Here is a 25,606-nt window from a genome sequence, read left to right on the forward strand (position 1 = left end):
GAATTGCTGGAAAATGCCCTCGATGCCCGGGCCACCCGCATTCAAGTGGAGATCTGGCCGACTCGCTGGCAGGTGCGGGTGGGGGATAACGGCCACGGGATCCCGGCTTCGGAGCTGGAGCAGGTGGCCCGTCGCCACACCACCAGCAAGTGGGACGGTCGCAGCCTGGGATTTCGTGGGGAAGCCTTGCACAGCCTGGCCCGCTTGGGATCCCTGGCTATCCAAACCCGCCACGTTTCTGATGCTCACGGCTGGCTGGCCGCCTACGACCGACAGGGGGAGCTGATCCACAAGCAGCCGGCAGCCACTGCCTTGGGAACGGTGGTCACGGTTGCGGATTTGTTTGCCGACTGGCCTCTGCGCCGTCGGGCCTTGCCCCAAACTCGCCCGCTCCTGACCCTGGTGCAAAATGCGGCCCTAGCCCATCCCTGGGTCAGTTGGCAGGTGCATCAGGAAGGGCAATTGCTGCTCAGCCTCTGGCCGGGAAAGTCTCTGCAAGATCTGCTGCTGCAGGTGTTGCCGCAGGTGGATCCCTCAGATCTGCGCTATCGGCGGATCCAGGATGGGGACAGCGATTGGGAAGTGGTGCTGGGCCTACCGGATCGCTTGCATCGCCCTCACCCCGATTGGATCCGCGTGGCCGTCAACGGCCGGTTTGTGCAGATGCCCGACTGGCAACGGCTAATCCAGTCGGTTTTTCACCACGCATTGCCCCGCCACCGCCATCCGCTGGTGGTTGTTCACCTGCGCCTGCCCCCAGAACAGGTGGATTGGAACCGTCATCCTGCCAAAAGCGAGCTCTACCTGGAGCATCTGACGGCCCGCCAGGAGCAGTTGCGCCAACACCTGCATGCCCTTCTGCAATCGGGATCCGGGCAAGCCAGCCGCCGCTCTGTCCATCTGATCCGGGCCAGCGAGGCCAAGGTGGTCTATCGAGTCTCGCCCGATCTCCAGAGCCGTTTTCCTCCCTCTGACCGCCCAACTTCTCTCCTGCCCCCCCTCAAGGCGCTGGCCCAACTGCATCGGACCTACATCTTGGCAGAGCACCCCCAGGGGTTATGGCTGGTGGAGCAACACCTGGCCCACGAGCGAGTTCGCTATGAGTACATCCAGCAGCATTGGCAACTGGTGGCACCGGCGACGCCCGTAACGCTGCAAGGACTATCGCCCCAAGCCCTGGAGCGGTTGGAGCAGTTGGGGCTGGAGCCAGAACCCTTCGGCCCCAATACCTATCTCATCCGACGCATTCCTCTGGCCTTGGCATCGGAAGATCCAGAGGAGGTACAGGGATCCCTGCTGGAGCTCAGTGGTTGTCAAGATTTGCAGGCAGCCCAGGTGGCGGTGGCCTGTCGAGGGGCTTTGCGCAATGGGATCCCACTGACCCTGGAGCAGATGCAAAAGCTGTTGGAAGCCTGGCAGCGCACCGCCAATCCCCACACTTGCCCTCATGGTCGCCCGGTCTACCTGGCCCTGGCAGAAAAAGATCTGGCCCGTTACTTCCGCCGCCGTTGGGGTCTCTGTGACCGGCCTATCTCCGAGTCCAAACTGGGATCCCTATGGGAGCTGGATCCGCTGGGAGACAGGTTTGCCGCCCAGGTGCGCTCTTCTGCATCGGATCCCACGGACGAGCCCAGCTCCACCCCACTATAATCGGGGGTGTCCAACTGCTGAAACCCCTGAAACTCCATGGCTTCTTATCTCAAACTCAAAGCCCAAGAAGAGACCTGGCTGCAGCGCCATTCCCGTCTGATCTTGGCGATCTTGGCCAGCCTGGGATCCCTGCTGACGGCCTATCTCACCTACACCAAGCTGACGGAGCAGCCCGCCGCCTTCTGCACTGGGGATGGAGGGTGTGACCTGGTACTCTCCAGCCGTTGGGCAGAGTTTTTGGGGATCCCGACCGCGGCTGTTGGCCTGTTGGGATTTTTGGGAGTCTTGGCGCTGGCGGTGCTGCCGGATGGGATCCCACTGGTGAAGCGGTGGCGCTGGCCGGCCCTGTTTGGCTTGGTTTCCGCCATGACCGCCTTTGAGATGTACATGCTTTACCTGATGGTGGCGGTGCTGCGGCAATTCTGCATGTACTGCACCACCGCGATCATCTTGGTGGCAGGGCTATGGCTGGTGACCATGCTGGGCCACCGCTGGCTGGATGGGGGCAAGCTGGCCTTCAGCTACATTCTGGTGGCCTTTCTCACATTGGTGACCACGATTGGGGTGTACGCCAACCAAGTTCCCCCGCCTAGCCCCCTGGCGGTAGGGTTAGCAGCCCACCTGCGGCAGATCGGCGGCACTATGTACGGTGCCTATTGGTGCCCCCATTGTCAAGATCAGAAAGAGCTGTTCGGATCGGCTTTCGACCAAGTGCCCTACGTGGAGTGCTCCCCCAACGGCCCCGGCACTCCCCAAGCTCAAGAATGCACAGAAGCGGGGATCACCAGCTATCCCACCTGGATCATCAATGGCCGCACCTACACAGGCGTTCGCTCTCTGGAAGCCTTGGCGGTGGCCTCTGGCTATCCGCTGGAAGAGGGCAGATAAACCCCTGGAGTCGGGATGAGGATGTGAACTCGGTTGCGCCCTGCCTGCTTGGCCTGGTAGAGCGCGCTATCCGCCTGCTGCAAGGCAGCTTCCGGCTCCAGGCGGTAGTCTTCGCTGAGCACGATCCCACCAATGCTGAGGGTAACCGGCAGGCTGCGCTTGGGGGAGATGTCAATGGGCCGTTTGGCGATAGCCTGCCGCAGAGACTCTGCGTAGCGACCACAGCGAGAGGGGCTAAGTCCGGGCGTAAGGCAAACAAATTCTTCCCCACCATAGCGGTAGAGCAGGCTGGAGGGCCGCAGTTGATTTTGCAGCCGCCCGACGATGGCCTGCAGCACACAGTCGCCAATGTAGTGGCCGTGGCTGTCGTTGATTTGCTTAAAGTGATCTACATCCATCATCAGCAGGCAGAGATAGCGGTAGCGAGCTTCCCCGCGGGCTCCCACCTGCTTGAGCAAATGGGGCAGCGCCTGATCCAGAGCTCGCCGGTTCAACGCCCCGGTCAAGGGATCCGTCAAAGACAAAGACTCCAACAACTCATTGCGGGCTCGCAATTGCCGGTTGGCCTGGGCCAAAGCTTGGGTGAGCCGCTGGAGACGTAACCCTGCCCGCACCCGCGCCCGCAGCTCCTCGGGATCGACCGGCTTGGTGATGAATTCATCCGCCCCCGCATCCAGCCCCTCTACCCGAGCCTCAACTTCAGAACGGGACGTGAGCAAAATGAAATAGACAAACTGCCCTGCGGCGGATCCCTTGAGACGGCGACAGAACTCTACCCCCGACATCTCAGGCATGACCCAATCGCAGATCACCATGTCGGGCCACTCGCTCTCTTCCAAGCTTTGCAAGGAATCCCAAGCTGCTCGGCCGCTTTCCCAGCTTTCCACGTAGTACTGGGAGCCTGTGAGAACATTGATAATGTAGCAACGAACCACTGGGTCATCATCGACAACCCAAATGCGGGGGGTGCGAGCCGGAACAGAGCTCCAAAAGGCTTCTTCTGCAGGCCCAAGAGCCGAACCAGAAGGGTGGTATACAGAATCCAAGCCCTCCAGATCAAGGGATGACATAGTCTGATGACGACATAGTCTGATGACATAGTCTAAAGAGGAGCGCTCCATTGCAGCCAGATCCCAATCCTAGCGCCAACGGCTAGTTGGAACCAGAGCCGGGAGCGGCCAGACAAGCATGGTTGGAGGCCCGCTCACGGAGCGCAAGGTGCAATGCTTCCACAAACTGCCGCACTCGGATTGGGTCGATCATAGGAAAGGGATCCGCATAGCCTGCCGGCACGCCTGCGGAACGAGAAGACCGCTTCAGAGAACTGGCCACAATCACGCCATCTGCCCGTCGGATCAGGCTGCCGATGTTTTCGGCAGTGGCCCCCGAGCCGATGAGCAGCGGCACTTGAGGGGCAACTTTGCGGGCCAGCTCCAGCTCCTCCAGAAGGGGTGGCTTGCCGGTGGCCCAACCGGAAAGAATGATGGCATCGGCCAGGCCGCGCTCCACCGTGTCGGTGATGGCGGCATCCAGACTGATGGGACTCAGGGGCTGAGCGTGTTTCACCAGCACATCGGCGAAAATCTTGATATTGGCCCCCAACTCGCGGCGATAGCGCAGCAGGCGGTGGGCATTCCCCTCGATGATGCCTTGGTCGGTTACCATCGCTCCGCAGAGCACATTCACCCGGATAAACTGCGCTCCTACAGCAGCGGCAATGGCCAGAGCACTGTAGCCATCGTTGCGCAAGACGTTGATCCCAACCGGCAGCGAGACCAGGGTTTTCAGCCTCTGGACGATGACGGTCATGGCGCTGACCACCGCTGCATCCACCCGATCCTTGGCAAAGGGGGCATCGTAAAAGTTCTCGACGAGGATCCCGTCTACCCCTCCTGCAGCCAGGGCAGTAGCTGCCTGTTCTGCCTGAGCGATCACCCATTCCAAGTCCCCCCCCCAACGGGGTGAGGTGGGCAGCGGCAACAAATGAACCACCCCAATGACCGGATGGGGGGTTTTGAAGAGGTGTTGCAGCAGGTTCACCGGCAAGCTTCCTCAGGGATCCCTAACGATCTTACGCCTGGATCTGACCCACAGGGGTATTCTCTGGGGGAAGTGTAACATCAGGGCTGGGGGGAGAAGAGCGGGCTAGGCCTCGGAGCAATTGCGGCACCATACCCGGCCCTTCGTAAACCCAGCCGGTGTAGACCTGCAGCAGGCTGGCTCCCGCTTCCAGTTTCTCCAAGGCGTCGGCCAAGGTGAAGATGCCCCCCACTCCGATGATGGGCAATTTTCCTTGGGTGGAGCGGTGGATGTAGCGGATGACTTGGGTGGAACGCTCCCGCAAGGGGGCACCGCTGATCCCGCCGGCTTCTGCAAGGATTGGCCTAGACTCCGCTGGTGCGAAGGGGATCCCGTGGCCAGGTAGGAAACGGGTCTTCAGGTTATCGCGGCGCAGGGTGGTGTTGGTGGCCACAATCCCGGCCAGTTGATGGTCTTGGGCCAGCTCCAGGATGCTGTCGATGTCAGGCCAGTCCAGATCGGGGGCGATCTTCACCAGAAGGGGTTTTCGCTTCTGATTTTCCCGCTGTAAGGCAGACAGGATGGGCTCCAGTTGCTCAGCAGCTTGCAGGGATCGCAGCCCCGGCGTGTTGGGGGAGCTGACGTTGACCACAAAGTAGTCCCCCAGCTCCTGGAGCAGCTGGAAGCTGGCCAGGTAATCGGCAGCCGCTTCTTCTAGGGGGGTGATTTTGGCTTTGCCCAGGTTGATTCCGATGGGGATGGGACGTTGGTGTAGCCGGCGCAACCGTTCCGCCAGAGCCGCCGCCCCTTGGTTGTTAAAGCCCATGCGGTTGAGGGCGGCGCGATCTTGGGGCAGTTGAAACAGGCGAGGTTTGGGGTTGCCCGGTTGGGGCTGAGGAGTGACGGTGCCCACCTCTACAAAACCAAACCCCAGGCTGGGCCAGACGCCCAGAGCCAGGCCATCTTTGTCGAAGCCCGCAGCCAATCCAAGGGGATTGGGAAAGGTAAGGCCCCACAGCGACACCGCTAGCCGGGGATCCCGGTAGCAAAACAGTCGCTCCAGAGCCGATAGGATCCCGGTGGCCTGGGTGGCATCGATCCAGTGCAAGGCGCGCAGCAGGCCCATCTTGACCGCTTCCGGGTCGGCTCTCAGCCCAGAAAAAAGCAGAGGCCACAGCACATCTCGGTACAGGTTTACCACAAGGATTTCCTACGGGTGGGAACCCATGGATTTTGGATTTACTGCTAGGTCAAGAGTCATTCCCTATTGCCAGGCAGCGCCGATGCCCATGGTGGGGCATTCAACCGTGACCCCCTTGGGAAAGCTATCCCAGATCTTGGTTGCATTGGCCCTTTGTCGAGCGCTGCTCGAGGCTGGCTCCCCAAACTGCCCCCAACAGCAAGGTTACCAACAGGTGGATGCGGCCATCCAACATCACCACATCCAAAAGCCCTGAGGCAAAAAACGCCGTCAAGGCCAGCAGCATCCCCAACAGGACGCTTTCTTGCGAGCGCCGCCAAGCTTGCCATCCCCGCGCCAAAATCCAGCCCCACAGGATCAGATGGCCCAGCAACAGCGGGATCCCACCCTCAGCCGCCAGGTGCAGGTACAAATTGTGGCAATGGCCCAGCAGCTCCGGCGGATCTTGAGCATTGTAAAGAGCGGCAAAGCTTTGCCAGCCCCAACCGGTCAAGGGCCGCTCCTGCACCATCTGCAGGGCGAATTGCCAAGCATCCAGCCGGTTGGCGGTGGAACTAAAGTAGAGCGCTTGAGGATCGAAGGTGTCTGCCAGACGGCTCCAAATCAATCGGGGCACAACAGCCCGCCAGCCCGGCCAATCCCAAGCAGCGGCCAAACCGGCCAATCCCAGACCGGCCAAGATCCCGATCCCCCACCAACAGCGCCGCAGGGCCAGCCCCATCATCAGCGCCAGCCCCCCCACTCCCCAGCCGTTGCGAGAGGCTGTCAGCAGCAACAAGAGGGATCCCAGCCCCAGCACAGCTCCCAGCCCTACTGCCTGTGGCCAGTCTCTATCGGCTCGATCCAGCCACAGCCCTGCCGCCAAACACAGGTGGATCACCAGGTAGATGGCCAGCGTATTGGGGGAAGTAAAAGCTGCCGCCGGTCGCTCTCCCCCGGCAACCCCCGTGATCCAAACCGGCCCCCAGAAGAAGTGCCCCTGCCATCCCCACAGCACTTCTCCCCAACCCAAAAGCAGCATCAGCCCGCTGCCCAGCACCAACACCTGGGCCAACCGCCGACGGCCCACAGGACAGGACTCCGTCCCGCTGACGCGAAAGGACTCCGTCCCGCTGACGCGAAAGGACTCCGTCCCGCTGACGCGATCGGCCAGAACAGCGGCAAAGGCCGGCAGCATCAACAAAAAAGGCCAGTAGTTGAACATCCCCGGCAGGCTCAGCCGCCAATCTTCCCCCAAAAAAGCCACTCCCACTGCCGCCAGGCTCAGGAGAGCCGCCAGTCCAAACAAGGGATCCCGCAGGATCGCCCCACCATAGCGGGTATAACCCTGGATCGTCCCCACCAAAGCCAAGAGTAAGCTGGGGGCCAGATTCACCGGGATCAGCGCCGCTGCTGCCAGCAGCCAGCCCCTCGGCTGAGAGGGCAAGGGATCCGGCGACAACTCGGGAGACAAAACCGGTGCCGAAGAAGACATCACTCATCCTCGATGGGGATCCCTGGCCTTACCCGCCCCTGGCCGAAGTAACGCCCAAATTGCAGCTCGTACACCTCATCTTCATCCTGGGTTTCTACCCACAGCTCCGAGCGGGCATAGCCCACGCACAGCAGCCCATACCCCTGCTCCTTCAACTCCCGCGAGATGCCCATTGCCTCCGGCTGATACAGGGATCCCCGCCGTACCCGCACCGCACAGGTGGTACAGGCGCCATTGCGACAGGCAAAGGGCAGTTGGATCCCTTGGGCCTCGGCGCTGGCCAAAATGTATTGATCCGCCGGCACCTGGATCAGATAGTGGGTGTCCCGTTGGCGGTCATGGATGTGAACCGGGTAAGAAGGGACAGAAGAGAAAGGACGCATCGAGAAGTGGCCTTTTTGCAGAGATCTTTATTCATGATTCCACAGGATTCTAGCCACTGCCCTGGCAAGCCCGAATTGGCTGGGGATCCCCAGGAGCTGAAGCCGATCTGTTGGTGGTTCTAAAGATAAACAAACAGACTTCGAGTTGGTTGTTGAGATAAGCTACAGGTAGGCCTCCCAAGGAGAGCATCTCATGCTGGAAACCCCCAATGCCAATCTGGCCTCACCGGAAAAACCTTCGCCTTCCCTCTCTGCCGAAACCCTCAACAAGCTGATCGAGAGCAATGCTGAAAGTCGGCCTTGGGGGAGCTTTACAGTGCTGGAAGAGGGCCCTGGCTACAAAATCAAGCGGATCGTGGTTTTGCCCAAGCATCGCCTTAGCCTGCAGTTGCACTACCATCGAAGCGAACACTGGATCGTCGTTGCCGGCACCGCCAAGGTCACCTGCGGAGACGAAGAAAAGCTCATTACGGCCAACCAATCCACCTATGTGCCCCCTTGCACCAAGCATCGTCTGGAAAACCCCGGCGTCATCCCTCTGGTGATTATTGAGGTGCAAAATGGCCAGTACCTGGGCGAAGATGATATCGTCCGCTTCAGCGACGACTACGCCCGCGTCAACGGTGGGCAAAAGTAGCCAATCTCAAATGGCCTAGGCAAGCTTTTGGCTACTGAGGATCGGGATCCTCTAGAACAGCAGCATTGCCAGCAGGGCAACCACCAACAACAGCACAGCCCAGACAGCTTGCCAGAAGGGATGGTAGCTGGTGATGAGCTGGCCATGGCGGCTTTGAAAGCGGGCCAGATCCAGGTAAGGGGCCACCCCCCGTCGGAACCACCCCACTGCGGATCCCTCTTGGCCGATTACCCCCCCTGCCTGGCGCGCTCCAAACAGGAAGTTGCCCAGCGGCCCAAAGCGGGAAGCATAGCGCAGGAAGATCATCCCTGTCTCATCCTGGAACTTGAGATCGGAGCCGAAGCGATAGCCCGGATCCCCTCGCCCAATCACCCGCCCTTCCAACTGCATTGGCAGCCCACGCAGAGGGCTGGCGTAGGGATTGCTCATCGCCTTCAGCACGGTCAACGCCGGCGGGTTTTCCAGACTGGGGTACATCACCGTCATCTTCAGCAGCAGGCCCAAGCCCACCCCCATCAGGGTCAGCCCGGCAAGGATGTCATAGAAGCCCATCCGCAAAGCCGGGATCCCGAGCAGTGCCCCCGCGATTGCCCCCAGCCACTCGGCGTTCAACAGCAGCACATCCAGGAGGAAGTTCCCGTAGAGCTGCTGTCGGTTGAGCCGCTTGCCCTGGGCAACCACGTCGGCCATGTCGAATTCCACCGGCAGATCCAGTTGCTCCGCATAGGTGCTCAGCGCCCGTACCCGTTTGCCCGTGAGGGGATGGGTGGAGTTCAGCTCCATCCACCAGGCCCAAGGGTTAAACAGATCCCACAAAAATACCCTGCCCACCTGGCCGGGATCCGAGGCAACCCGGTAGGCCGTCCCCGCCGTAACAGCCGCCTTGGCATCGTAGATCCCCAAAGCCCGCGTTCCTTCCAGCAGGCGAGCACTGCGCTGTCGGGTTTCCTCATCCCGCTCCCGCTCTCCCTCTTGCACAATGCCGTAGGCAATTTTCACCAAAGCCCGCGAGAGCCCATTGGGGTTGCCGGTGGTTTCGGCAGCAAAGTGGTCGGCAAAGTACTCCCGCACCCGCGACAGATACAGCAACAAGTAGGAGCCGGCCACATAGAAAAAGTAGGCGACCAAGGCCAGGGAGCGGAGGCTGCCCCTTTTGCCGTTGTCGCGCGCATCCCGCATGTAGACGTAAAGAAGGTAGAGAATCTGCACCAGCGTGGAAGCCAGGGTCATGACGGCGAAATCCCAGTGGATCACATGCCCCAGCTCGTGGGCGTAAACTGTAGCCACCTCTTCATCTTCCAAGTAGGTGAACAATCCTTCGCTGACAACAATGCGGGCCGTGTCCGGCAGGCTGCCGTAGGTAAAAGCAGTGGGGTTTTGGTCGCGGATCAGCCCCAGCTTCGGCTGCTTCAGCTTGTACTGGCGGCAAACCCGTTGAATCACCTCTGCACTCTCTGGGCTGCGACGCCCGATTTCCGCCAAGCTCACCCACTCGGTGCCATAGAGGCTGTGCTGGATCCAGTCCATCAGCCAAGGGGACAAAAAGAAGATCAGGGCATTGAAGGCGAGGGTGAGCAGAATGGCGAAGATGAAAGAGCCCAGAGAGAATCCCCCCTCTAAGCTGCCCAAGACGGTCAGGAAAAGCACAAACACCATACCGAACAGCAGGCTCAGGGTCACACCTGAGGCCGCCGTCAGGTTGCCGGCAAAGCTGGCCAACATTAGCGAGACCCCCACCTGAGGCGCGCGGTAGCTGCGCTTGGTTTGCCCAGTTTTGAGACCTGAGGTGGCGGGATCCAATTCCGCTAGGGTGCGGCTGGGGTTGAAGCAATAGCGGCTCAGCCAAACGCTCAGTAGACGCAGCTCGTGAGGATTCAGGCTTTTCAGAGGCTCCAGCCACAAGGCCGCTTCCACCGATAACATCACCGTCGAGACGGCGCTGGGATTGCGAAACAAGGTGGGCAGGAGGGGCAGAACCTCCTGCTTTTGCCCAGAAGTGAGGCCGTGAAAACCCAAAACCGCCTGGCGGAGCAAACCAGGCGGCTGAGGAAGGTCGGCGGTAAGCAACTGGCGATTGCTGACAAAGCAGTGGCGGCTTAGATCCGGACTCTCCGGGGACTCCGTCCCACTGACGGGTTCGCGAGAGGGTCGCGTAGCGGTAAAGTGCTCTGCACTGCTAACACGACCGGGATCCACCTTGTCTGTCGCCGGCTCCGGATCCAGCCTCACCTGAGTTTTCCAGTCGGCAGCCTGCTGGCCCATGGGGCGGCTGTAGAGGGCCAACCGTTTGACTTGGGGGTAGCAAGTGGGAATCGCCTTCTGGAACCAGGCCGTCAACTCCTCATAGTTGAGAGCAAGGCCGGCAGGACGGTTGATCATAATGACAAGGGCATAAGCCTTGGGGCTGTCCCGGAGCGGTTGGGCTTTGGCCTGTAACCTAAGGCGGGGATTGGCCAGCGCCTGCTCCAGCCACTGCACCACTTCCTGTTCGTTCATGGCCCTCTCCCGGATCTAGTGGGGTGAAGAAGATCAACTATTCATCAACCATTCAACTGTTGCGTCGGTTGCCGACTGCCGATTGGCCTCACGGGAGCTATTCTGGCATTTCCTCCCGTTGACGGGATCCCCATCCTTCCCCAGCCCAGTACGGTTCCCCTGCTGGGAAAGCCTCAGAACCTGAGCCCTAGGGACTTTTGACTACAAAATCGAGCGCTGCCCCTCCGGGCTGATGCCGATGATGGTGAGCTGGCAATCCAACACTTTGAAACCGTACTTTTCTGCCACCTTCTGGGTGATGTTAAGAATGGCGTTGTTTTTGAACTCGATCACCTTGTTGGTCTTGACGCACACCAGATGGTGGTGGTGGTGGGGGGCCGGCTGGTTGATCTCGTAATGTTTGTGCCCTTCGGTCAGTTCCAGTTCTCGCAAAATGCCCATGCGGGACATCAGCTTGACGGTGCGGTAAATGGTGGAAAGGCTAATGTTGTGGCCTTCTTCCCGCAACTTTTTGTGCAACTCCTCCGCGCTCAGATGCGTGCCCTCAGGCAAGTTTTGAAACGTTTGCAGGATGATCTCCCGCTGCCGAGTGGCTCGCCAGCCTTTGGCATTGAGCTCTGCCTTGAACGCCTCTTCGGTGTAGACCATGATGCCGCCCCTCCGCTGTTGGGCAACGTCGCCGTAACAGTCAATAAGTTCTGTAATTGATAATAACTTCATTTATGACGACACCACCCGACTTGGTTGCTGAAGACATCGTTCAAGCTCAGTTCAGGCCCAATAGAACAGGGACGCAACTGAGGCGCATGGGCTGCCGGGAGAGCCTCGGGAAGGGTGCGGGAAACCCAATCCCTCATCCATCCGGGATGAGCTAGCCTACAGAGCAGAGCCATGTGGCGGACTGTTTCTGGTGTTCGGGCGCGCCTAGGCTAACATACTCAAGAAAAGGCCCGCGGCATCCTGACAGCGTTGGCAAGCGTAGTGATCGGGGAAGGAAAACGAAAATGCGGTTTGAGCAGCCCAAAACCTATTCCATTTCTCTGGGTGGCTGGGGGTTCTGGCTGGGATCCCTGGCGTTGGCAGCTTTGCTGACCAGTGTCGGGCTGGGGTGGCTGGTCGCCGGATTGGTGGCTCTGTTGCTGTTTTTGCTGTCCTTGCCGGTATTGGTGCTCCTGGCCTTTCGCTGGTGGGCGCGCCGCTGGATTACCACCGATCGCTGCCCGGTGTGTGGGTCGGAATCGCAAGCCGTCGAGGGCAGCCGTTTCTTTTGCCCCAATTGTGGAGAGCCGCTGTTTGTTGCAGACGGACGTTTTTATCGGCAAACACCCCCCGGCACCATCGATGTAGAGCCTGTGGAAGAGGGTGGCTGGGAATTGACGAGCTGATGCCCCCTCGGTTGCCGGGATGTTTAGAGGGTGTTTTCCGTGAAAAGTGCTATGCCTGCGGCACCCCATGGTGCTACACAACACTGTTGCTCCGCAACGCTGACGCCACGGCACGAACGACATCTGTGGGGCTGGCCCGGTAGGCGGCTGGTTTCGAGCTGGGTTGGGCTGCTCTCGGCGGCCACTCTGTTGCTGAGTTTGTCTCCCACTTCTCAGGCGACGGAGCAGGGATCCCTGCAACCTCAGGTGGAAACTTATCTGGCTCAGTTGGCCGGTCGGGGGTTTTCGCCCACAGCTCAGGGGGTTTGGCTGCAGATGGAGGATCCTTCGCCTCAGCGGGACAGAATCCTTGTTTTGGGACAGCATCAGGGATCCACACCCTTGCCGGCTGCTTCTTTGACCAAGGTGGCAACGACCCTGGCCGCTTTGCAGCACTTTGGCCCGCAGCACCGCTTTGTTACCACCTGGCTGGCCACTGGCCCCTTAACTGCTGAGGGAGTTCTACAGGGGGATCTCTGGGTTCTGGGGGGGGAGGATCCCTTGTTCGTCTGGGAGGAAGCCTTCTCCGTCGGCAACCTGCTCAATGCCTATGGGATCCGCCAGGTGCGCGGGGATCTGGTGGTGGTGGGCCGCTTTTACATGAACTTTTCCCGGGATGTGGCGCAATCGGGATCCCTGTTGCGGCAGGGGCTGGATGCGCGGCGTTGGCCACCAGAAGCGGAGGTCCAATTTTCAACCCTGCCCCCCGGCACACCCAGACCGCAGGTGGAGATCTTGGGTTCGGTGCGGGTTGCCCAGCAGATCCCGCCCGGCGCTCAGGTTTTGCTCAGACATGAATCGCCCCCCCTCATTCACCTGGTCAAGCTGATGAACCTCTACAGCAACAACTCCATGGCCGAGATGTTGGCCGATGCGGTGGGGGGAGCAGACCAAGTGGCCCAAATCGCCCGGGCCATCGCCGGGATCCCGCCCGAAGAGCTGCAACTGATCAACGGCTCCGGGTTGGGGGTGGAAAACCGCATTTCGCCGCGGGCCAATGTAGCTTTGCTTCGAGCGATCCAATCTCTTCTGGAGGAGCAGGGGCTCTCTCTTGCCGATGCTTTTGCCGTCGTCGGCCAGGATGTGGGGGTGTTGGAACGGCGGCTGTTACCGGGGATCTTGATCGCCAAGTCGGGCACCCTGAGGAGCGTCAGCACCTTGGCGGGTGTATTGCCAACCGCGCAGGGGGACATTTGGTTTGCCCTAATGAATGGCGGATCCGATCTGGTCGGCTTTCGCACCCAGCAGGGACAATTCCTCAGCCAGCTCCAGTCCCAATGGGGATCCCCTGCCACCTTGCCTGAGCGTTGGATCCCTCGCTCTGGAGATACGGGATCCCGCACAGAGCTGAACCCCCGTCTTTGAAACTGGGCTTCAACAGCCCTCAACCCAGAAACCTCGTCCGGCAGGGATCCTCCCCATGGGGCGTACAGGGATCGAACCTGTGTAAGGCAAATTATGAGTTTGCTGCCTAAACCGCTCGGCCAACGCCCCTGATTCTTTTACTCTAGCGTTTACTCTAGCGCCCTTGTCTCCTCCAGAAGCGGCTGAAAACAGGATAAGCTGCATGTCGGTGGTTAGGGTCTGACGCCATGGCTTCGCCGCGTTCTTGGCAGGGGCAAATGGCCCTGGGCTTGGGGTTGATTGCCTTGTCCTTGGCTCTCTGTTTCGGTTTCTTGGCCGTTGGGCAGCACTATCTCTACGGGGATGGATCCGCTGTGGATTTCCAGCCCGCCAGGGAGAGTTTGGCTTTGTCTCCCGCCCCCAGTACTGGGCCTCCGACGGCACTGCCCCTCACTACCCCCCCCTCTTCCGACGGCAATCTCCCAGAGGGATCCCCGCTGCAGCTCTGGCTTGTTACTTTTTTAACCGTGTTTGTGGCGGAAATGGGCGACAAAACCCAGTTGGCAACCTTGCTCATGAGTGCCCAATCCCAATCGCCTTGGGCGATCTTTTTCGGTTCCGCCGGTGCCTTAGTGACCGCCAGTTTTTTCAGCGTGGTGCTGGGAGAAGGTCTGGGCCAAGTCATTCCCCCGGGCTGGCTACAATGGTTGGCGGGTGCAGGGTTCCTGATGATCGGGGGCTATGTATTATGGCAGGAGTGGCGAGGGGATAATCTCCCAGAAGGCTAGCCTCCCTGAGCAGCCGATGCCAACCCGGCAGGACAGAGTGGAGAACAACCGAGGAACGTGTTGATCCAAGACAACGACAGCCGAACCCCGTCTTTTTTGCTGCGGCAAATGGCCGGACGGGCCGCCCTAGTGAGCTTTGGCTCGATTCTGCTGGCCGAAATGGGCGATAAAACCCAATTGGCGACCCTGCTCCTCAGTGCCCGCTCGCAAAACGCTGGGGTAATCTTTTTGGGCGCTGCTGCTGCTTTGATCAGCACCAGCCTAATTGGGGTGTGGGCAGGAGCTTGGGTGGCCCGCCTGATCCCACCTCGCTGGATCAAAACCCTGGCAGGCGTGGGGTTTGTTGTGATGGGCCTAGTCTTGTTGTGGGGATCCCTGCCCATAGCCGGCTGAGCAGAGGGCTTCAGGATGGCTTCGGCAAAGCGTGATAGGATTAAGAGCGCCTCACTTTGACACTTCAAACTGAGGACCTTCACTTGAGTCCGGACAACCGGTCAGGAAAACCAGCATGGCCAAAAAACGCAATCTGAAGCGGGAAAAAGCCGAGCGCAACCGCGAATATGCCAAACAGTTCCAAAAAAGTCGTGCTCGCAATGGCCGCCGCTTCCGTTCTGCCCCCCGCGACAACGAGGCCAGCGCTGGCGAAGAACAGCAGTAAGGTTGTTTTTGTCGAGATGCTCTGTCGGTCAATCCTGTGAGCGGAGCTAGTTCAACAAACCTGCTATCGTATGCAGGGGTGGGCCGGAGCGGATAAGCATGAAATATCGACGGATTCTACTGAAGTTGAGTGGTGAAGCCCTGATGGGGGAGCGCCCCTACGGGATCGACCCCGAGGTCTTGAAGTCCATTGCCGGCGAAGTGGCCTCAGTGGTACGGGCCGGTGTGCAGGTGGCGATTGTGGTGGGAGGGGGTAACATCTGGCGCGGGCGCAAAGAGGCGGCTGCCCAAGGGATGGATCAGGCTTCTGCCGACTACGTAGGGATGCTGGCCACCGTCATCAACGCCTTAACCCTGCAGGATGCCATCGAGCGAGCCGGGATCCCCACCCGGGTGCAGACGGCCATCGCCATGCAAGAGGTGGCAGAGCCCTACATTCGTCGCCGCGCCATTCGTCACCTGGAAAAGGGGCGGGTGGTGATTTTTGGGGCAGGATCTGGCAACCCCTTCTTCACCACCGATACCACTGCGGCCTTGCGGGCGGCGGAGATCGATGCCGAGGTGATTTTCAAAGCCACCAAGGTGGACGGAGTTTACGATGCGGATCCCAAGACTCACCCTCAGGCCCGCCGCTACGATGTCCTCAGCTATCAGGATGTGCTGAACCGCGATCTGCGGGTTATGGACAGCACCGCCATCGCCCTCTGCAAGGAAAATCAATTGCCCATCGTGGTCTTTGACCTGACTACCCCTGGCAATATTTATCGAGTGGTGCAGGGAGAACCCATCGGCACTTGGATCGGACAGCGGACGGTCGAGAACAACGGGATCCCCAGCCCAGGAGAGTTGATCCCAAGTTAGGGGGGAAATCGGCCTTGAGAGTCCGGCGACGCCCTAGCCAGGATTGAGTCCGAAGGATAGCCTGGCTCAAGGGTGTGCTCAGGCCGTTTGGAGGGAAAGGCAATGACAGATCAGGTTCAGCATTCGGCCCAAAAGGATCCCGTCTTGCCCAAATGCTCTGCTGCCCAAGGCGCTATACCCAGGTCACCCCATGTTGCTACGCAACGCTTACGCGAACGCTGGGGTCGGCGTCTTTTGCAGAGCTTGATTTTCCTGTTGGTTCTGGTCGGGGGATTGGGCTACTGGCAGTGGCAGACCTGGCTCCAGCCGGTGGGCGGCCCAGAACCGATCCAAGTAACAATCCAGCCGGGCAGCAGCAGCCGTCTGATCGGGCAAAAACTGCGCCAAGCAGGGGTGATTCGCTCAGCTCTGGCTTGGGAGCTGTGGAGCCGCACCTTTGGGCGCGACTGGGTGTTTCAGGCGGGCACCTACGCTTTGGATCCCAACCAGGACATGCTGGCCGTGGCCCAGCAACTGCGGCAGGGAAGGATCCTGCAAAGACGTCTGACCATCCCGGAGGGTTGGCGCATCGAGCAAATGGCAGAGGCTCTGGCCCAGCGCAACTGGCTGGCAGCCGATGCCTTCATTGCCGTGACCCGGGTGATTCCCCCCCTCGATTGGCTGCCCCCCCACTTGAGCTCTCTAGAAGGCTACCTGTTCCCAGACACCTATCTTTTCCCCATCGAGCAGGTGGAGGGATCCCTGCCGGATCGGGAAAAGGCCCAGATGGTGGTCGACGCCATGCTGCAGCGATTTGTCGCGGTGGCCCTGCCCCTGTTTCGCCAGCACACCACTTCCCTGTCTCTGCACGAGTGGGTTACCCTGGCCAGCATTGTGGAGCGGGAGGCCGTGGTGCCGGAAGAACGCGCTTTGATTGCAGGTGTCTTTCTGAACCGGCTTAAGAAAGGGATCCCCCTGGGAGCCGATCCGACGCTGGAGTATGCCTTGAATATCCGGCAAACCCCAGACCGCCGCCTCACCCTTGCGGAGGTGCGTACCCCCTCTCCCTACAACACCTACCTCAACCCGGGTTTGCCCCCCGGCCCCATCGCCAGCCCGGGCTTGGCCAGCTTAAAAGCCGTTTTGCAGCCTGAGCAAACCGACTATCTCTACTTTGTGGCCCGCTACGATGGCACCCACGTTTTCAGCAAAACCCTAGCAGAGCACGAGGCAGCCCAATTGCAAATTATTCAAGAGCGTCGGCAAGCTGCCCAGGGATCCCACCATAGTCCTCAACCCAGTCCTTAGCCGAGGAGCGGATGGTACACAAACCTTGGTTCAAGCTCCTGCAACCGGATGTAGTAGTAGCCGGTACCGTCCTGCGGCTGCGGGCAGAAGACCTGTGGGCCTGGCAGGTAAAAGGCATCATCTTTGACGTAGACGGTACACTGGTGCCGAGCCGACAGGTTGAGGTGGATCCCGCTGTGGCTGCTTGGCTGGAGCAGTTGCGCCCGCACTTTCAAATTTGGCTGGTGAGCAACAACCTCAATCGCAGCCGCATCCAACAAATCGGAGAAAGCCTGAACCTGCCCTACATTCACCGCGCTGGGAAACCCTCACGGCGGGCCTTGCGGCGGGCCGTAGCCCAGATGGGCTTGCCGGTAGAAGCAGTGGCTATGGTGGGAGACCGCCTGTTGACGGATATTTTGGCGGGCAATCGACTGGGGTTGGTAACTGTGCTGGTCAACTCCCTCTTGTCCGAAGCAGTCGAAAAGAACCCTGCTACCCTCTAGGGGCTGCGCTTTTGAGAGATTTGAGAGTTGGACAACTGTAATTGTTTCAAACTGAATTGAAAAGGTTTCCAAGCACTCCCCCTTTCCTTCGCAAAGAGAGAAGACCAAAAGACAATCCTGCTGCTCGGAAGGACTTAGTCACTTCAGTTTAGGGTGAGACGCCTGGGCAGCTGAGAAAAGCCCTGTGGCCCCATGCATGTTTCATGCATGTTTTAGGTGTGGGTACAGTGTCCCAGTTTGAATCGAAATGACCAACCACAGGTTGTCAGCGCTGACAACTGCTGACCGGATGGGTAGCACATCTAAAAATCAAGACAAAAATCGAGAGAGATTTTCCAGACCTGACCCATCTGCCCCAATTTTTTGTAGAGTGACGGCAGGTGAGCCGGATCCCGCGTTGAAGCCCAGTAGGCGGCGGTGTGAGGGCGGTGTGAGATCCAAAGGTCAAGCATGCGAACCATCCCTATTGTCAAGTCCGCCATGCAACGGCTAAAGTCCATGCTGCAAAAATCCCTGCGTTCTGCTCCGACTTCCCCCCGCTCCAGATCCTCGCTTGTATCCAATGGACGGAGCCTGATCAAGCTGGGCAGCTTTCTGGCCTTACCTTTGATATTCTCGACATTGCCCGGTTGGGCTTTAACATTGGTGGCGCGTCCAGATCTGCGCGACCTCAAACGTGCAACCGTGTTTCGGGTGGTCAACTACAACACCCTGGTTGTTCAGCTTGAAGGAGACTTGAATTTGCGGCTGGTGCAACTGATTGGGATCGATCCCTTGCCTGACCCGATCAACCCCAACTGGACAGAGTTGCGCGGACAAACCCCTCTGGCAGTTTACAATGCTGGCCAATATCTGCAGACTGCTCTGCTGGGACGTGAGGTGTTTTTGGAGTTGGATCCTGCCCTAGCCCCTGCTCCCACCTTGCCTGCCTACGTTTGGCAAGCCAACACCCTCATCAACCAGGAAATGCTGTTTTTGGGGCATGGCCTGTTGTCGCCACAAACCGATGGCTTGAAGTACGGCCCCATTCTTACTGAAGCTGCCGATGCAGCCAAAAGACAAGGACGCGGCTATTGGACAACCTACGGCCCTCGCTAGAGACCAAGCCAAACCCAGAGCTGGAATTGCCGGCCTGTTTGTTGAGAATAATCTCAACAGCCATCTTCCGCCGGTCGGTGAGAGGTAGGTATTGTGGGCATAGCTGCTCCGAATGGCAGAGAAACAGCCTGAAGATTCTGAGCTTTCCTCTCCACTCTTGGCTGGTCACCCCCCAGAGCCGAGCTGCCGGGAAAGGGTTGAGCTGCTCTCTTGGGATTTCTCGCTTGTTTATGATGATCTCGTGTGGGTTTCCAAACGCGGGCTGCCCAGCTTTTCAGGGAAACGTAAGGGATCCCACTGTGAGGTTTGGAGTTCCCTATGGCGGATGAGTTGCCGTTTACTCTAGATCAGCTCCTCATCGTGCGGGCAATTGCCCAGCAGGGTAGTTTTCGCCGTGCTGCCGATAGCCTGTTTGTCTCCCAGCCTGCCGTCAGCTTGCAAGTGCAGAACCTGGAGCGACAGTTGGGAGTGGTGCTGTTCGACCGCAGTGGGCGCAAGGTGGAGTTGACGGATGCCGGGAAAGTGCTGCTGCAGTACAGCGAGCGCATCCTCAAGCTGTGCCGTGAAACCATCGAGGCGCTGGCGGATTTGCAAGAAATGGAGCGGGGGCATCTGGTTTTGGGGGCCAGCCAAACGGTGGGCACCTATGTCATGCCTTCTTTGATCGCCCAATATCACCGCCGCTATCCACAAATTTCCGTACAGCTCTTGGTGCAATCCACGCGGCGAATTGCCCAGAAATTGGTGGACGGCCAGTTGGACGTGGCCATTGTTGGCGGGGAGATCCCCTTTGAGCTGCAGCGGCACTTGAAGGTGATGGCTCTGGCGGAAGATGAATATGTGTTGGTCGGTGCTCCCGGGTGTGCCATCGACTCTCCGGCTCTTGTGGATCTGCTGGCTTTGCCCTTCATCACCTTGGATCCCCAGTCTTCCACTCGGCAAACCATCGATCGGGTACTGAACCGCCACGGCATTAACCCGGCCCAATTGAACGTGCGGCTGGAACTCAGCTCGATTGAAGCGATCAAAAATGCTGTCCAGGCGGGTTTGGGGGTGGCCTTTCTGTCCATGGTGGCAGTGGGATCCGATGTGGAACAGGGACGGTTCCAAAAGCTGGCGGTGGAAGGGCTACAGATACGGCGTACCCTCTGGCTGGCTTTTAACCCGGAGCGCTATCAATCGCAGGCAGCCACCCGCTTCCTCCAAGGGCTGCTGACCCGCCAAGACTGGCTGAAAACTCCCCCGCCCCATTTGCAGTTGATCGGCTAAGTTGCGATGCGTTACGGCCTTTTCCGAGTTGATGGGATCCCAGGTAGATTCCGGTGGATTGAGCAGGATCCCTGTTCAAAGAAATACGAAAGATACATCTGTGTGGGTGCATTTGCTGTAGCCAATGCTGCCTTGGAAAAAGCTGCATCTGCTGAATCTGTCTGAGTCTACTAACCATAAGCCGATGACCACGCAAACGCTGTTGGAACGGCTGCCTTTGGCCCAGCGCTTGGCGGAGTTACAGGCCCGCGTTCAAGAGATCCCGCTGCACAGGGTGAAATTGGAAGGGTTGAACATCGCAGGGGCAGAGTCCTGCTGGGCTGCCTATCGAGACTGGGGAAAAGGGATCCCACTGCTGTTTCTGCATGGCTTTATGGCCACTCATGCCAACTGGTGGCCGCTGATGCAAGGGTTGGGAGACGAATATCGCTGCATTGCCTTGGATTTACTGGGGTTCGGGCAGTCCGGCCAACCGGCCTTGCACTACGACATCGCTGCAGAAGTAGAGTTTGTGCGCGGATTTGTCCAAAGGCTGGGCCTAGCTGCTCCGGTTTTGGTGGGCCATTCCTTTGGGGGATGGGTGGCGGCAGCTTACGCCGTGCGGTATCCGCTGCGGGGGTTGGTTTTGTTGGCTCCTGCCGGGATCCGCGACGACAGCTTTGTGAGACGCTACAACCATTTGCGGCCCTTGCTCTGGGAAAGCGCTTGGGTGGATTGGCTGTTGCGGGCGATCGCTCCGCTGGCCCGCTGGTGGCATTGGGAAGACAAGCTGGCCCAGCTCTTGTGGTTGCGGGGATCCCTGCGTCAGCAGCCGGTCGCTCGGCAATTTCTCCGACAACGTCTGCGCCCGCAAGCTGCCGTCGATACGGTTGAACGTTATCTCCAACACATTCAGGCCCCCACCCTGGTGATCGCCGCCGAACAGGACGACACCATTCCCCTCTGGCACTGCCAAACCTATGCCGAAGGGATCCCTGGGGCTCAGCTCAAGATCCTGGCCGGGGCCGGCCACGCCATCCCTGCCTTGCATGGGGAACAAGTGCTTCCCCTAATTCGGGAATTTCTCGACACAGCCCTTTCCGCACAATGCGGGCTTTGAGCTGGGGGTGTAGCGTAACGCCTGACTCTAGAATGGACGGAGAGCGTCTGCAAGACTCCGCAGTGTTGCAAAGCAACACCGCCAATCTCCTCACCACTGGAACAAACTCTACCTTGCATCCTTTGAGCGGTTCAATCCAACTGGAACTGATCAACTTGAGCGCATGAAAGCCGTAGTCATGAGTGTGCCCGGCGGGCCAGAGGTTCTGCAGCTTCGAGAAGTACCTGAACCTCAGATTCGCGGTGAGCGGGAGCTGCGCATCCGCCTGAGAGCAGCCGGCGTCAACCCCATCGACACCAAGCTGCGGCGACGGGGCACCTTTTATCCAGAAGAGATGCCGGCCATTTTGGGGTGTGACGGTGCCGGCATTGTGGAAGCTGTGGGATCCGGAGTTAGGCACTTTGCGGTGGGAGACGAGGTGTACTTCTGCCACGGGGGTCTGGGCAAGCAGGCGGGGAATTACGCTGAGCTGATCGTGGTGGACGAGCGTTTTGTGGCCCCCAAGCCCAGAACTCTGAGCTTTGCAGAAGCTGCCGCTGCCCCGCTGGTGCTGATCACCGCCTGGGAAGCGCTGTACGACCGGGGACGTCTCCAGGCCGGCCAAAGTGTGCTCATCCACGGGGGAGCGGGTGGAGTTGGCCATGTGGCCATCCAACTGGCCCGTCTGCGGGGATCCAAAGTGGCCACCACCGTGAGCACCCCGGAAAAGGCGGAGTTTGTCCGTTCCCTAGGCGCCGGCTTGCCCATCTTCTACCGGCAGACAGACTTTGTGCGCGCCGTTTTGGACTGGACAGGGGGAGAGGGGGTGGATCTTGCCCTAGATACCTTGGGCGGCAAGCTATTGGAGCAGACCTTCCCCGCAGTGCGCGTGTACGGAGATATCGTCACCCTGCTGGCCCCGGCCCCAGAGATCGACTGGCGGGTGGCTCGCGACCGCAACTTGCGGGTGGGATTTGAGCTGATGCTCACCCCGATGCTGAAAAGCCTGACCAACGCCCAACAAAATCAGGCGGAAATCCTCAGGCAATGTGCCCGCCTCATCGACCAAGGCCAACTGCGGATCCAGCTCAGCCACACCTTTCCTCTGGCCGAAGCGGCTGCCGCCCACCGGTTGCTGGAGCAGGGATCCGTTCTGGGCAAAATTGCCTTAACCATCCCCGAGTAGGCATGCTGGAGAAAGCCCGTTGAGGATCTGCCCATGGTTGCTCCTCTCACCCCCCACCTGCTGGAGAACGAGAGCTTCTACGAAAATGCCCTCTGCTGGCTAGGGCGACCCCAGACGGCCTATCGACTGTTGAGCGAAGCAGTTTTTCCTGCCATCTCCTCTTGGGTGCGGGGGGAGGTAGATAGCCACTCTTTTAACCACTGGCAACTGGAGGATGTGCGCACCTTTCTGTATCCGGTGGTGGCTCTGGGGGATCAAGAAACCCTTGTTCTCTCCAGCGAAGCCCTGCTCCTCTGCGGCATCGGCAACTACTACAACCCCTGTGACTTGGCCATTGTGGTGTTTGTGCAGCAGCCCCAAGAGCTGTTCAGCCAACTGATGCAGCGCATTCGCCGGGCCGAAGCCACTATCAGCCGCGGGCCAGATGTGCGCATGCTCTCGGAACAGGTGAACCTGGCCAAGCGCGGACAAGACTACATCAACACCAAATATCTGGTCTGGCCCTACGCTCTTTCCGGTGCTGCTCAAGATACGCTAATTCAGCAGGGGATCAGCCTCATTCGTCTTTCCCCCCAAGAAGCCGCCTTGCCCTTTAAGGAATAGGTGGAGGACAATCTGCTCTGTCGGCGGAAGATAGGGATCCCCGTCCAAGCCCTTTTTCCATCTCTATCGTTTTTCATGGTCGATACCCACCTGCCCCCCTTGATCCAAGCGATGCTGGATCCCGCCTTCTACCCTCATCCGGTACAGGATCCCATTCGGCTTATTCAAACCCACATTTCCTATATTCTGCTGACAGGCGACTATGCCTATAAAGTGAAAAAGCCTTTGGACTTTGGCTTTTTGAACTTCACCACCCTGGAGAGGCGGCGCCACTTTTGCCAAGAAGAGCTGCGCATGAACCAGCGCGGTGCTCCCGGCCTTTATCTGCAAGTGTTGCCCATTGTCCAGACCGATGGCCGATTTCAGTTCAACAGCAGCGGCGAGCCCATAGAATACGCTCTGCAAATGCGGCAATTTCCCCAAGAGCAACTGTTCAGCAACCTGTTTGAGCGGGGAGAGCTAACGCCGTCCTTGATGGAGGAGCTGGGGCGGGTGGTGGCGACGTTTCATGCCCAAACCGAGACCAACGACTACATCCGCAGCTTTGGCCGGCCAGAACGGGTGCGAGAAGCCTTTGACGAGAATTACGCCCAAACCCAGCGCTACGTCGGCGGCCCACAAACAGCTCAGCAATATCGAGAAACCCAAGCCTACACCGATCGCTTTTTTGCTGAGCGGCAGGAGCTGTTTCAACAAAGAATAGAACAAAACCGCATTCGTGAATGCCACGGAGACCTGCACCTAGGCAACATCTGTTTTTGGGAAGGGAAGATCCTGCTTTTTGATTGCATCGAGTTTAATGAAGCCTTCCGCTTTGTGGATGTCATGTACGACATATCCTATGGGGTGATGGATTTGGATGCCCGCCATCGCCCCGATCTGGGAAACGCCTATTTGAACACCTACCTGGAAGAAACCGGAGATTGGGAAGGGTTGAAGATCTTGCCTATTTACCTCAATCGGCAGGCCTACGTGCGGGCCAAGGTCACCTCTTTTTTGCTGGAGGATCCCACTGCAGCAGAGGAAGCCAAGGCCACAGCCTTTAGCACCGCCGCCCGCTATTACCGTCTTGCCTGGGAATACACCCTCCCCAAGCGGGGGCAGTTGTTCCTGATGTCGGGATTGTCGGGATCCGGCAAAAGCACGGTAGCCCGCCACTTGGCCCGTCAGCGGGGAGCCATTCACATTCGCTCCGATGCGGTGCGCAAGCATTTGGCCGGGATCCCTCTGCGGCAACGGGGGGGGCCGGAGGTTTATACCCCGGAGATGACCGATAAAACCTACCGCCGCTTGGTGCAGTTGGGAGTGGAGCTGGCCCAGGAAGGCTACACCGTGATTCTGGATGCCAAGTTCGACCGGCAGGCGCTGCGGGGGATGGCCATTGAGCAGGCCCAACGCCAAGGGATCCCGCTGCACATTCTCCACTGCTACGCCCCTGAACCTGTTTTGCGGGAGCGCCTACAACGCCGTAGCTCAGCTCCTCAGCCCCTCTTGGCCCCAGCCGGCTGCATCGATGGGGATCAGCAGCCCTCTGCCGACATTGCCGATGCCACCGCCGAGATGCTCTCCCAACAGCAGGCCCACTGGCAGGATTTTTCCGAGTCGGAACGGCCTTTTTTAAAGGTTTTGGATACCAGCCAAGATTGGCCATCTCAACTTCAGCAGGTCTAGATCTCGACTCAAACTGCACAAACTCGAGAAAATTGCTATCAGCAAGATGGATTTTGCCGTTTCTGGGTTAGAGAATGGCAGCAGCTTTTTTGGGCAGGGATCCCTTTCCAAAGTAGAGGTCAAAATTGGGTCTAAAGCTCTGTCCTATTGGTACGCAGTTCGCCTCGGCGGGCCATAGACCTGAGAGAGACGGTAGGCTGAGGGGCATGTTGACGTGTCTGTGCAGGCCCACCCTTTTCCCATCCCACTCGACCAGAACTGACCACGTGCAGGAGGATCCCACGGTGAGCGATGTAACTCCAGATGACCTACGCCTGATGCTCCTGTTTGAGGGCTTTCCTCCTGAGAGGCTAGAGCCTCTGGCCGGGCAAATGTCGTTGCGCTCCCACCCAGTCAATCAGGCCATCTTGTTACAAAATGACTGGGGTAACGCCGTTTATTTCATCCTGGAAGGGTGGGTCAAGATTCGCACCCATGATCTCGAAGGCCGGGAGATCACCCTCACCATTCTTGGTCCAGGGGAAATCTTCGGGGAAATGGCTGCTTTGGACGAAGCGCCTCGTTCTACCGACGTTGTAGCCCTAACAGCCACCAAAGTCGGTTGTCTGTCGGCCCAACACTTCCTGGCTTTTTTGGCTTCTGATCCTCAGGCCGGCATCCGCCTTGCTCAGCTCATGTCGCGCCGCTTACGGCAGATCAACCGTCGTCTGCAGTTGCGCGAGGCCAGCAGTACGGCCCGTGTTGCCGATATCCTGCTGTTTTTGGCCGAATCCCGTGGCCGGGTTAGCCGAAGTGGCGTAGAGATCCCCAACTTGCCCCATCGGGAGCTGAGCAGCCTAAGTGGCCTAGCCCGGGAAACGGTCACTCGTGTCCTGTCCAAGCTGGAGCAAGAGGAGCTGATCCGCCGGGATCGCACTCGAGATGTTCTCTGCATCCCCCAGATGGAGGCTTTGGAGAAACTGATTGGCTAAATTGGGGGTGCCACCAGTTGTCGAAAGCCCTCTCGGCATCGTAAGATAGTAAGCCCAGAGCCGGGATAGCTCAGTTGGTAGAGCAGAGGACTGAAAATCCTCGTGTCACCAGTTCAAGTCTGGTTCCTGGCATCTG

25 protein-coding genes and 2 tRNA genes are annotated in these 25,606 nt (G+C 59.1%); 19 read left to right on the plus strand and 8 right to left on the minus strand.

Annotated features, from left to right (window positions below):
* Both mutL and NW849_RS07970 read left to right on the plus strand, forming a co-directional pair.
* Nucleotides 1-1,650: DNA mismatch repair endonuclease MutL (gene mutL, locus NW849_RS07965; RefSeq protein WP_414357078.1), on the plus strand; the 1,650-nt coding region annotated here is incomplete at its 5' end.
* Between the two features lie 36 nt (nt 1,651-1,686).
* The gene (locus tag NW849_RS07970) at nt 1,687-2,538 is read left to right on the plus strand and encodes a vitamin K epoxide reductase family protein (protein ID WP_414357079.1); all 852 of its coding nucleotides are present in this window, start codon (nt 1,687-1,689) and stop codon (nt 2,536-2,538) included.
* Here NW849_RS07970 and NW849_RS07975 read toward each other — a convergent pair.
* From NW849_RS07975 to NW849_RS07995, 5 genes are all read right to left on the minus strand, one after another.
* The gene (locus tag NW849_RS07975; protein ID WP_414357081.1) at nt 2,514-3,608 is read right to left on the minus strand and encodes a diguanylate cyclase; all 1,095 of its coding nucleotides are present in this window, start codon (nt 3,606-3,608) and stop codon (nt 2,514-2,516) included. The genes NW849_RS07970 and NW849_RS07975 overlap by 25 nt on opposite strands.
* 82 nt (nt 3,609-3,690) lie before the next feature.
* Nucleotides 3,691-4,578, minus strand: coding sequence for a photosystem I biogenesis protein BtpA (gene btpA / locus NW849_RS07980; RefSeq protein WP_414357082.1), 888 nt, complete (start codon nt 4,576-4,578; stop codon nt 3,691-3,693).
* A 31-nt stretch (nt 4,579-4,609) separates the two neighbouring features.
* Nucleotides 4,610-5,758: a quinone-dependent dihydroorotate dehydrogenase gene (locus tag NW849_RS07985; RefSeq protein ID WP_414357083.1), complete on the minus strand. Its 1,149-nt coding sequence runs from the start codon at nt 5,756-5,758 to the stop codon at nt 4,610-4,612.
* A 124-nt stretch (nt 5,759-5,882) separates the two neighbouring features.
* Nucleotides 5,883-7,232, minus strand: coding sequence for an O-antigen ligase family protein (locus tag NW849_RS07990; RefSeq protein ID WP_414357084.1), 1,350 nt, complete (start codon nt 7,230-7,232; stop codon nt 5,883-5,885).
* Entirely contained in the window at nt 7,232-7,615 is a 384-nt protein-coding gene (locus NW849_RS07995; RefSeq protein ID WP_414357085.1) for a 2Fe-2S iron-sulfur cluster-binding protein, read from the minus strand. The genes NW849_RS07990 and NW849_RS07995 overlap by 1 nt, the downstream gene beginning before the upstream one ends.
* 193 nt (nt 7,616-7,808) lie before the next feature.
* Here NW849_RS07995 and NW849_RS08000 point away from each other — a divergent pair, with 193 nt between their 5' ends.
* Entirely contained in the window at nt 7,809-8,252 is a 444-nt protein-coding gene (locus NW849_RS08000) for a phosphomannose isomerase type II C-terminal cupin domain (protein WP_011433853.1), read from the plus strand.
* A 51-nt stretch (nt 8,253-8,303) separates the two neighbouring features.
* Here the strand turns inward: NW849_RS08000 and NW849_RS08005 are convergent, their stop codons facing one another.
* Both NW849_RS08005 and NW849_RS08010 read right to left on the minus strand, forming a co-directional pair.
* Nucleotides 8,304-10,748: a M48 family metalloprotease gene (locus NW849_RS08005; RefSeq protein WP_414357086.1), complete on the minus strand. Its 2,445-nt coding sequence runs from the start codon at nt 10,746-10,748 to the stop codon at nt 8,304-8,306.
* Between the two features lie 201 nt (nt 10,749-10,949).
* Nucleotides 10,950-11,396 carry a Fur family transcriptional regulator gene (locus NW849_RS08010; protein ID WP_011433855.1) on the minus strand — a complete coding sequence of 149 codons (447 nt, stop codon included), beginning with the start codon at nt 11,394-11,396 and terminating at the stop codon, nt 10,950-10,952.
* Between the two features lie 356 nt (nt 11,397-11,752).
* Here NW849_RS08010 and NW849_RS08015 point away from each other — a divergent pair, with 356 nt between their 5' ends.
* The gene (locus NW849_RS08015; protein ID WP_414357087.1) at nt 11,753-12,133 is read left to right on the plus strand and encodes a hypothetical protein; all 381 of its coding nucleotides are present in this window, start codon (nt 11,753-11,755) and stop codon (nt 12,131-12,133) included.
* A 51-nt stretch (nt 12,134-12,184) separates the two neighbouring features.
* Nucleotides 12,185-13,537 (plus strand): D-alanyl-D-alanine carboxypeptidase, encoded by a 1,353-nt coding sequence (locus NW849_RS08020; protein WP_414357089.1) that lies wholly within the window; start codon nt 12,185-12,187, stop codon nt 13,535-13,537.
* A 56-nt stretch (nt 13,538-13,593) separates the two neighbouring features.
* On the opposite strand, the gene NW849_RS08025 is transcribed toward NW849_RS08020, so the two are convergent.
* Nucleotides 13,594-13,666: transfer RNA gene (locus NW849_RS08025), tRNA-Ile, on the minus strand.
* A 98-nt stretch (nt 13,667-13,764) separates the two neighbouring features.
* Here NW849_RS08025 and NW849_RS08030 point away from each other — a divergent pair.
* From NW849_RS08030 to NW849_RS08095, 14 genes are all read left to right on the plus strand, one after another.
* Nucleotides 13,765-14,304 carry a TMEM165/GDT1 family protein gene (locus tag NW849_RS08030; protein WP_414357090.1) on the plus strand — a complete coding sequence of 180 codons (540 nt, stop codon included), beginning with the start codon at nt 13,765-13,767 and terminating at the stop codon, nt 14,302-14,304.
* A gap of 57 nt (nt 14,305-14,361) precedes the next feature.
* On the plus strand, nt 14,362-14,697 hold the full coding sequence (locus NW849_RS08035) for a TMEM165/GDT1 family protein (RefSeq protein WP_011433859.1): 336 nt from the start codon (nt 14,362-14,364) through the stop codon (nt 14,695-14,697).
* A gap of 115 nt (nt 14,698-14,812) precedes the next feature.
* Nucleotides 14,813-14,962 (plus strand): hypothetical protein, encoded by a 150-nt coding sequence (locus NW849_RS08040; RefSeq protein WP_011433860.1) that lies wholly within the window; start codon nt 14,813-14,815, stop codon nt 14,960-14,962.
* A 98-nt stretch (nt 14,963-15,060) separates the two neighbouring features.
* Nucleotides 15,061-15,822: a UMP kinase gene (gene pyrH, locus NW849_RS08045; RefSeq protein ID WP_011433861.1), complete on the plus strand. Its 762-nt coding sequence runs from the start codon at nt 15,061-15,063 to the stop codon at nt 15,820-15,822.
* Between the two features lie 102 nt (nt 15,823-15,924).
* Nucleotides 15,925-17,109, plus strand: coding sequence for an endolytic transglycosylase MltG (gene mltG / locus NW849_RS08050; RefSeq protein WP_414357092.1), 1,185 nt, complete (start codon nt 15,925-15,927; stop codon nt 17,107-17,109).
* An 11-nt stretch (nt 17,110-17,120) separates the two neighbouring features.
* Nucleotides 17,121-17,594, plus strand: coding sequence for a YqeG family HAD IIIA-type phosphatase (locus NW849_RS08055; protein ID WP_414357094.1), 474 nt, complete (start codon nt 17,121-17,123; stop codon nt 17,592-17,594).
* 450 nt (nt 17,595-18,044) lie between these two features.
* Complete coding sequence (locus NW849_RS08060; protein ID WP_414357096.1) at nt 18,045-18,692, plus strand: thermonuclease family protein; 648 nt, start codon at nt 18,045-18,047, stop codon at nt 18,690-18,692.
* A gap of 318 nt (nt 18,693-19,010) precedes the next feature.
* The gene (locus tag NW849_RS08065; protein WP_414357098.1) at nt 19,011-19,961 is read left to right on the plus strand and encodes a LysR substrate-binding domain-containing protein; all 951 of its coding nucleotides are present in this window, start codon (nt 19,011-19,013) and stop codon (nt 19,959-19,961) included.
* A gap of 184 nt (nt 19,962-20,145) precedes the next feature.
* Nucleotides 20,146-21,060 carry an alpha/beta fold hydrolase gene (locus NW849_RS08070; protein ID WP_414357100.1) on the plus strand — a complete coding sequence of 305 codons (915 nt, stop codon included), beginning with the start codon at nt 20,146-20,148 and terminating at the stop codon, nt 21,058-21,060.
* Nucleotides 21,061-21,223: 163 nt separating this feature from the next.
* The gene (locus NW849_RS08075; protein WP_414357102.1) at nt 21,224-22,225 is read left to right on the plus strand and encodes a zinc-dependent alcohol dehydrogenase family protein; all 1,002 of its coding nucleotides are present in this window, start codon (nt 21,224-21,226) and stop codon (nt 22,223-22,225) included.
* A 33-nt stretch (nt 22,226-22,258) separates the two neighbouring features.
* Nucleotides 22,259-22,828, plus strand: coding sequence for a hypothetical protein (locus NW849_RS08080; protein ID WP_414332236.1), 570 nt, complete (start codon nt 22,259-22,261; stop codon nt 22,826-22,828).
* Between the two features lie 75 nt (nt 22,829-22,903).
* Nucleotides 22,904-24,499, plus strand: a complete 1,596-nt coding sequence (locus NW849_RS08085) for an AAA family ATPase (RefSeq protein ID WP_414357105.1) — start codon at nt 22,904-22,906, stop codon at nt 24,497-24,499.
* Between the two features lie 317 nt (nt 24,500-24,816).
* On the plus strand, nt 24,817-25,470 hold the full coding sequence (locus NW849_RS08090) for a Crp/Fnr family transcriptional regulator (RefSeq protein WP_414357107.1): 654 nt from the start codon (nt 24,817-24,819) through the stop codon (nt 25,468-25,470).
* Nucleotides 25,471-25,529: 59 nt separating this feature from the next.
* Nucleotides 25,530-25,602: transfer RNA gene (locus NW849_RS08095), tRNA-Phe, on the plus strand.
* Nucleotides 25,603-25,606 lie beyond the last annotated feature (4 nt).

It is taken from the genome of Synechococcus sp. R55.3 (assembly GCF_047461975.1).
Classification (GTDB): Bacteria; Cyanobacteriota; Cyanobacteriia; order Thermostichales; family Thermostichaceae; genus Thermostichus.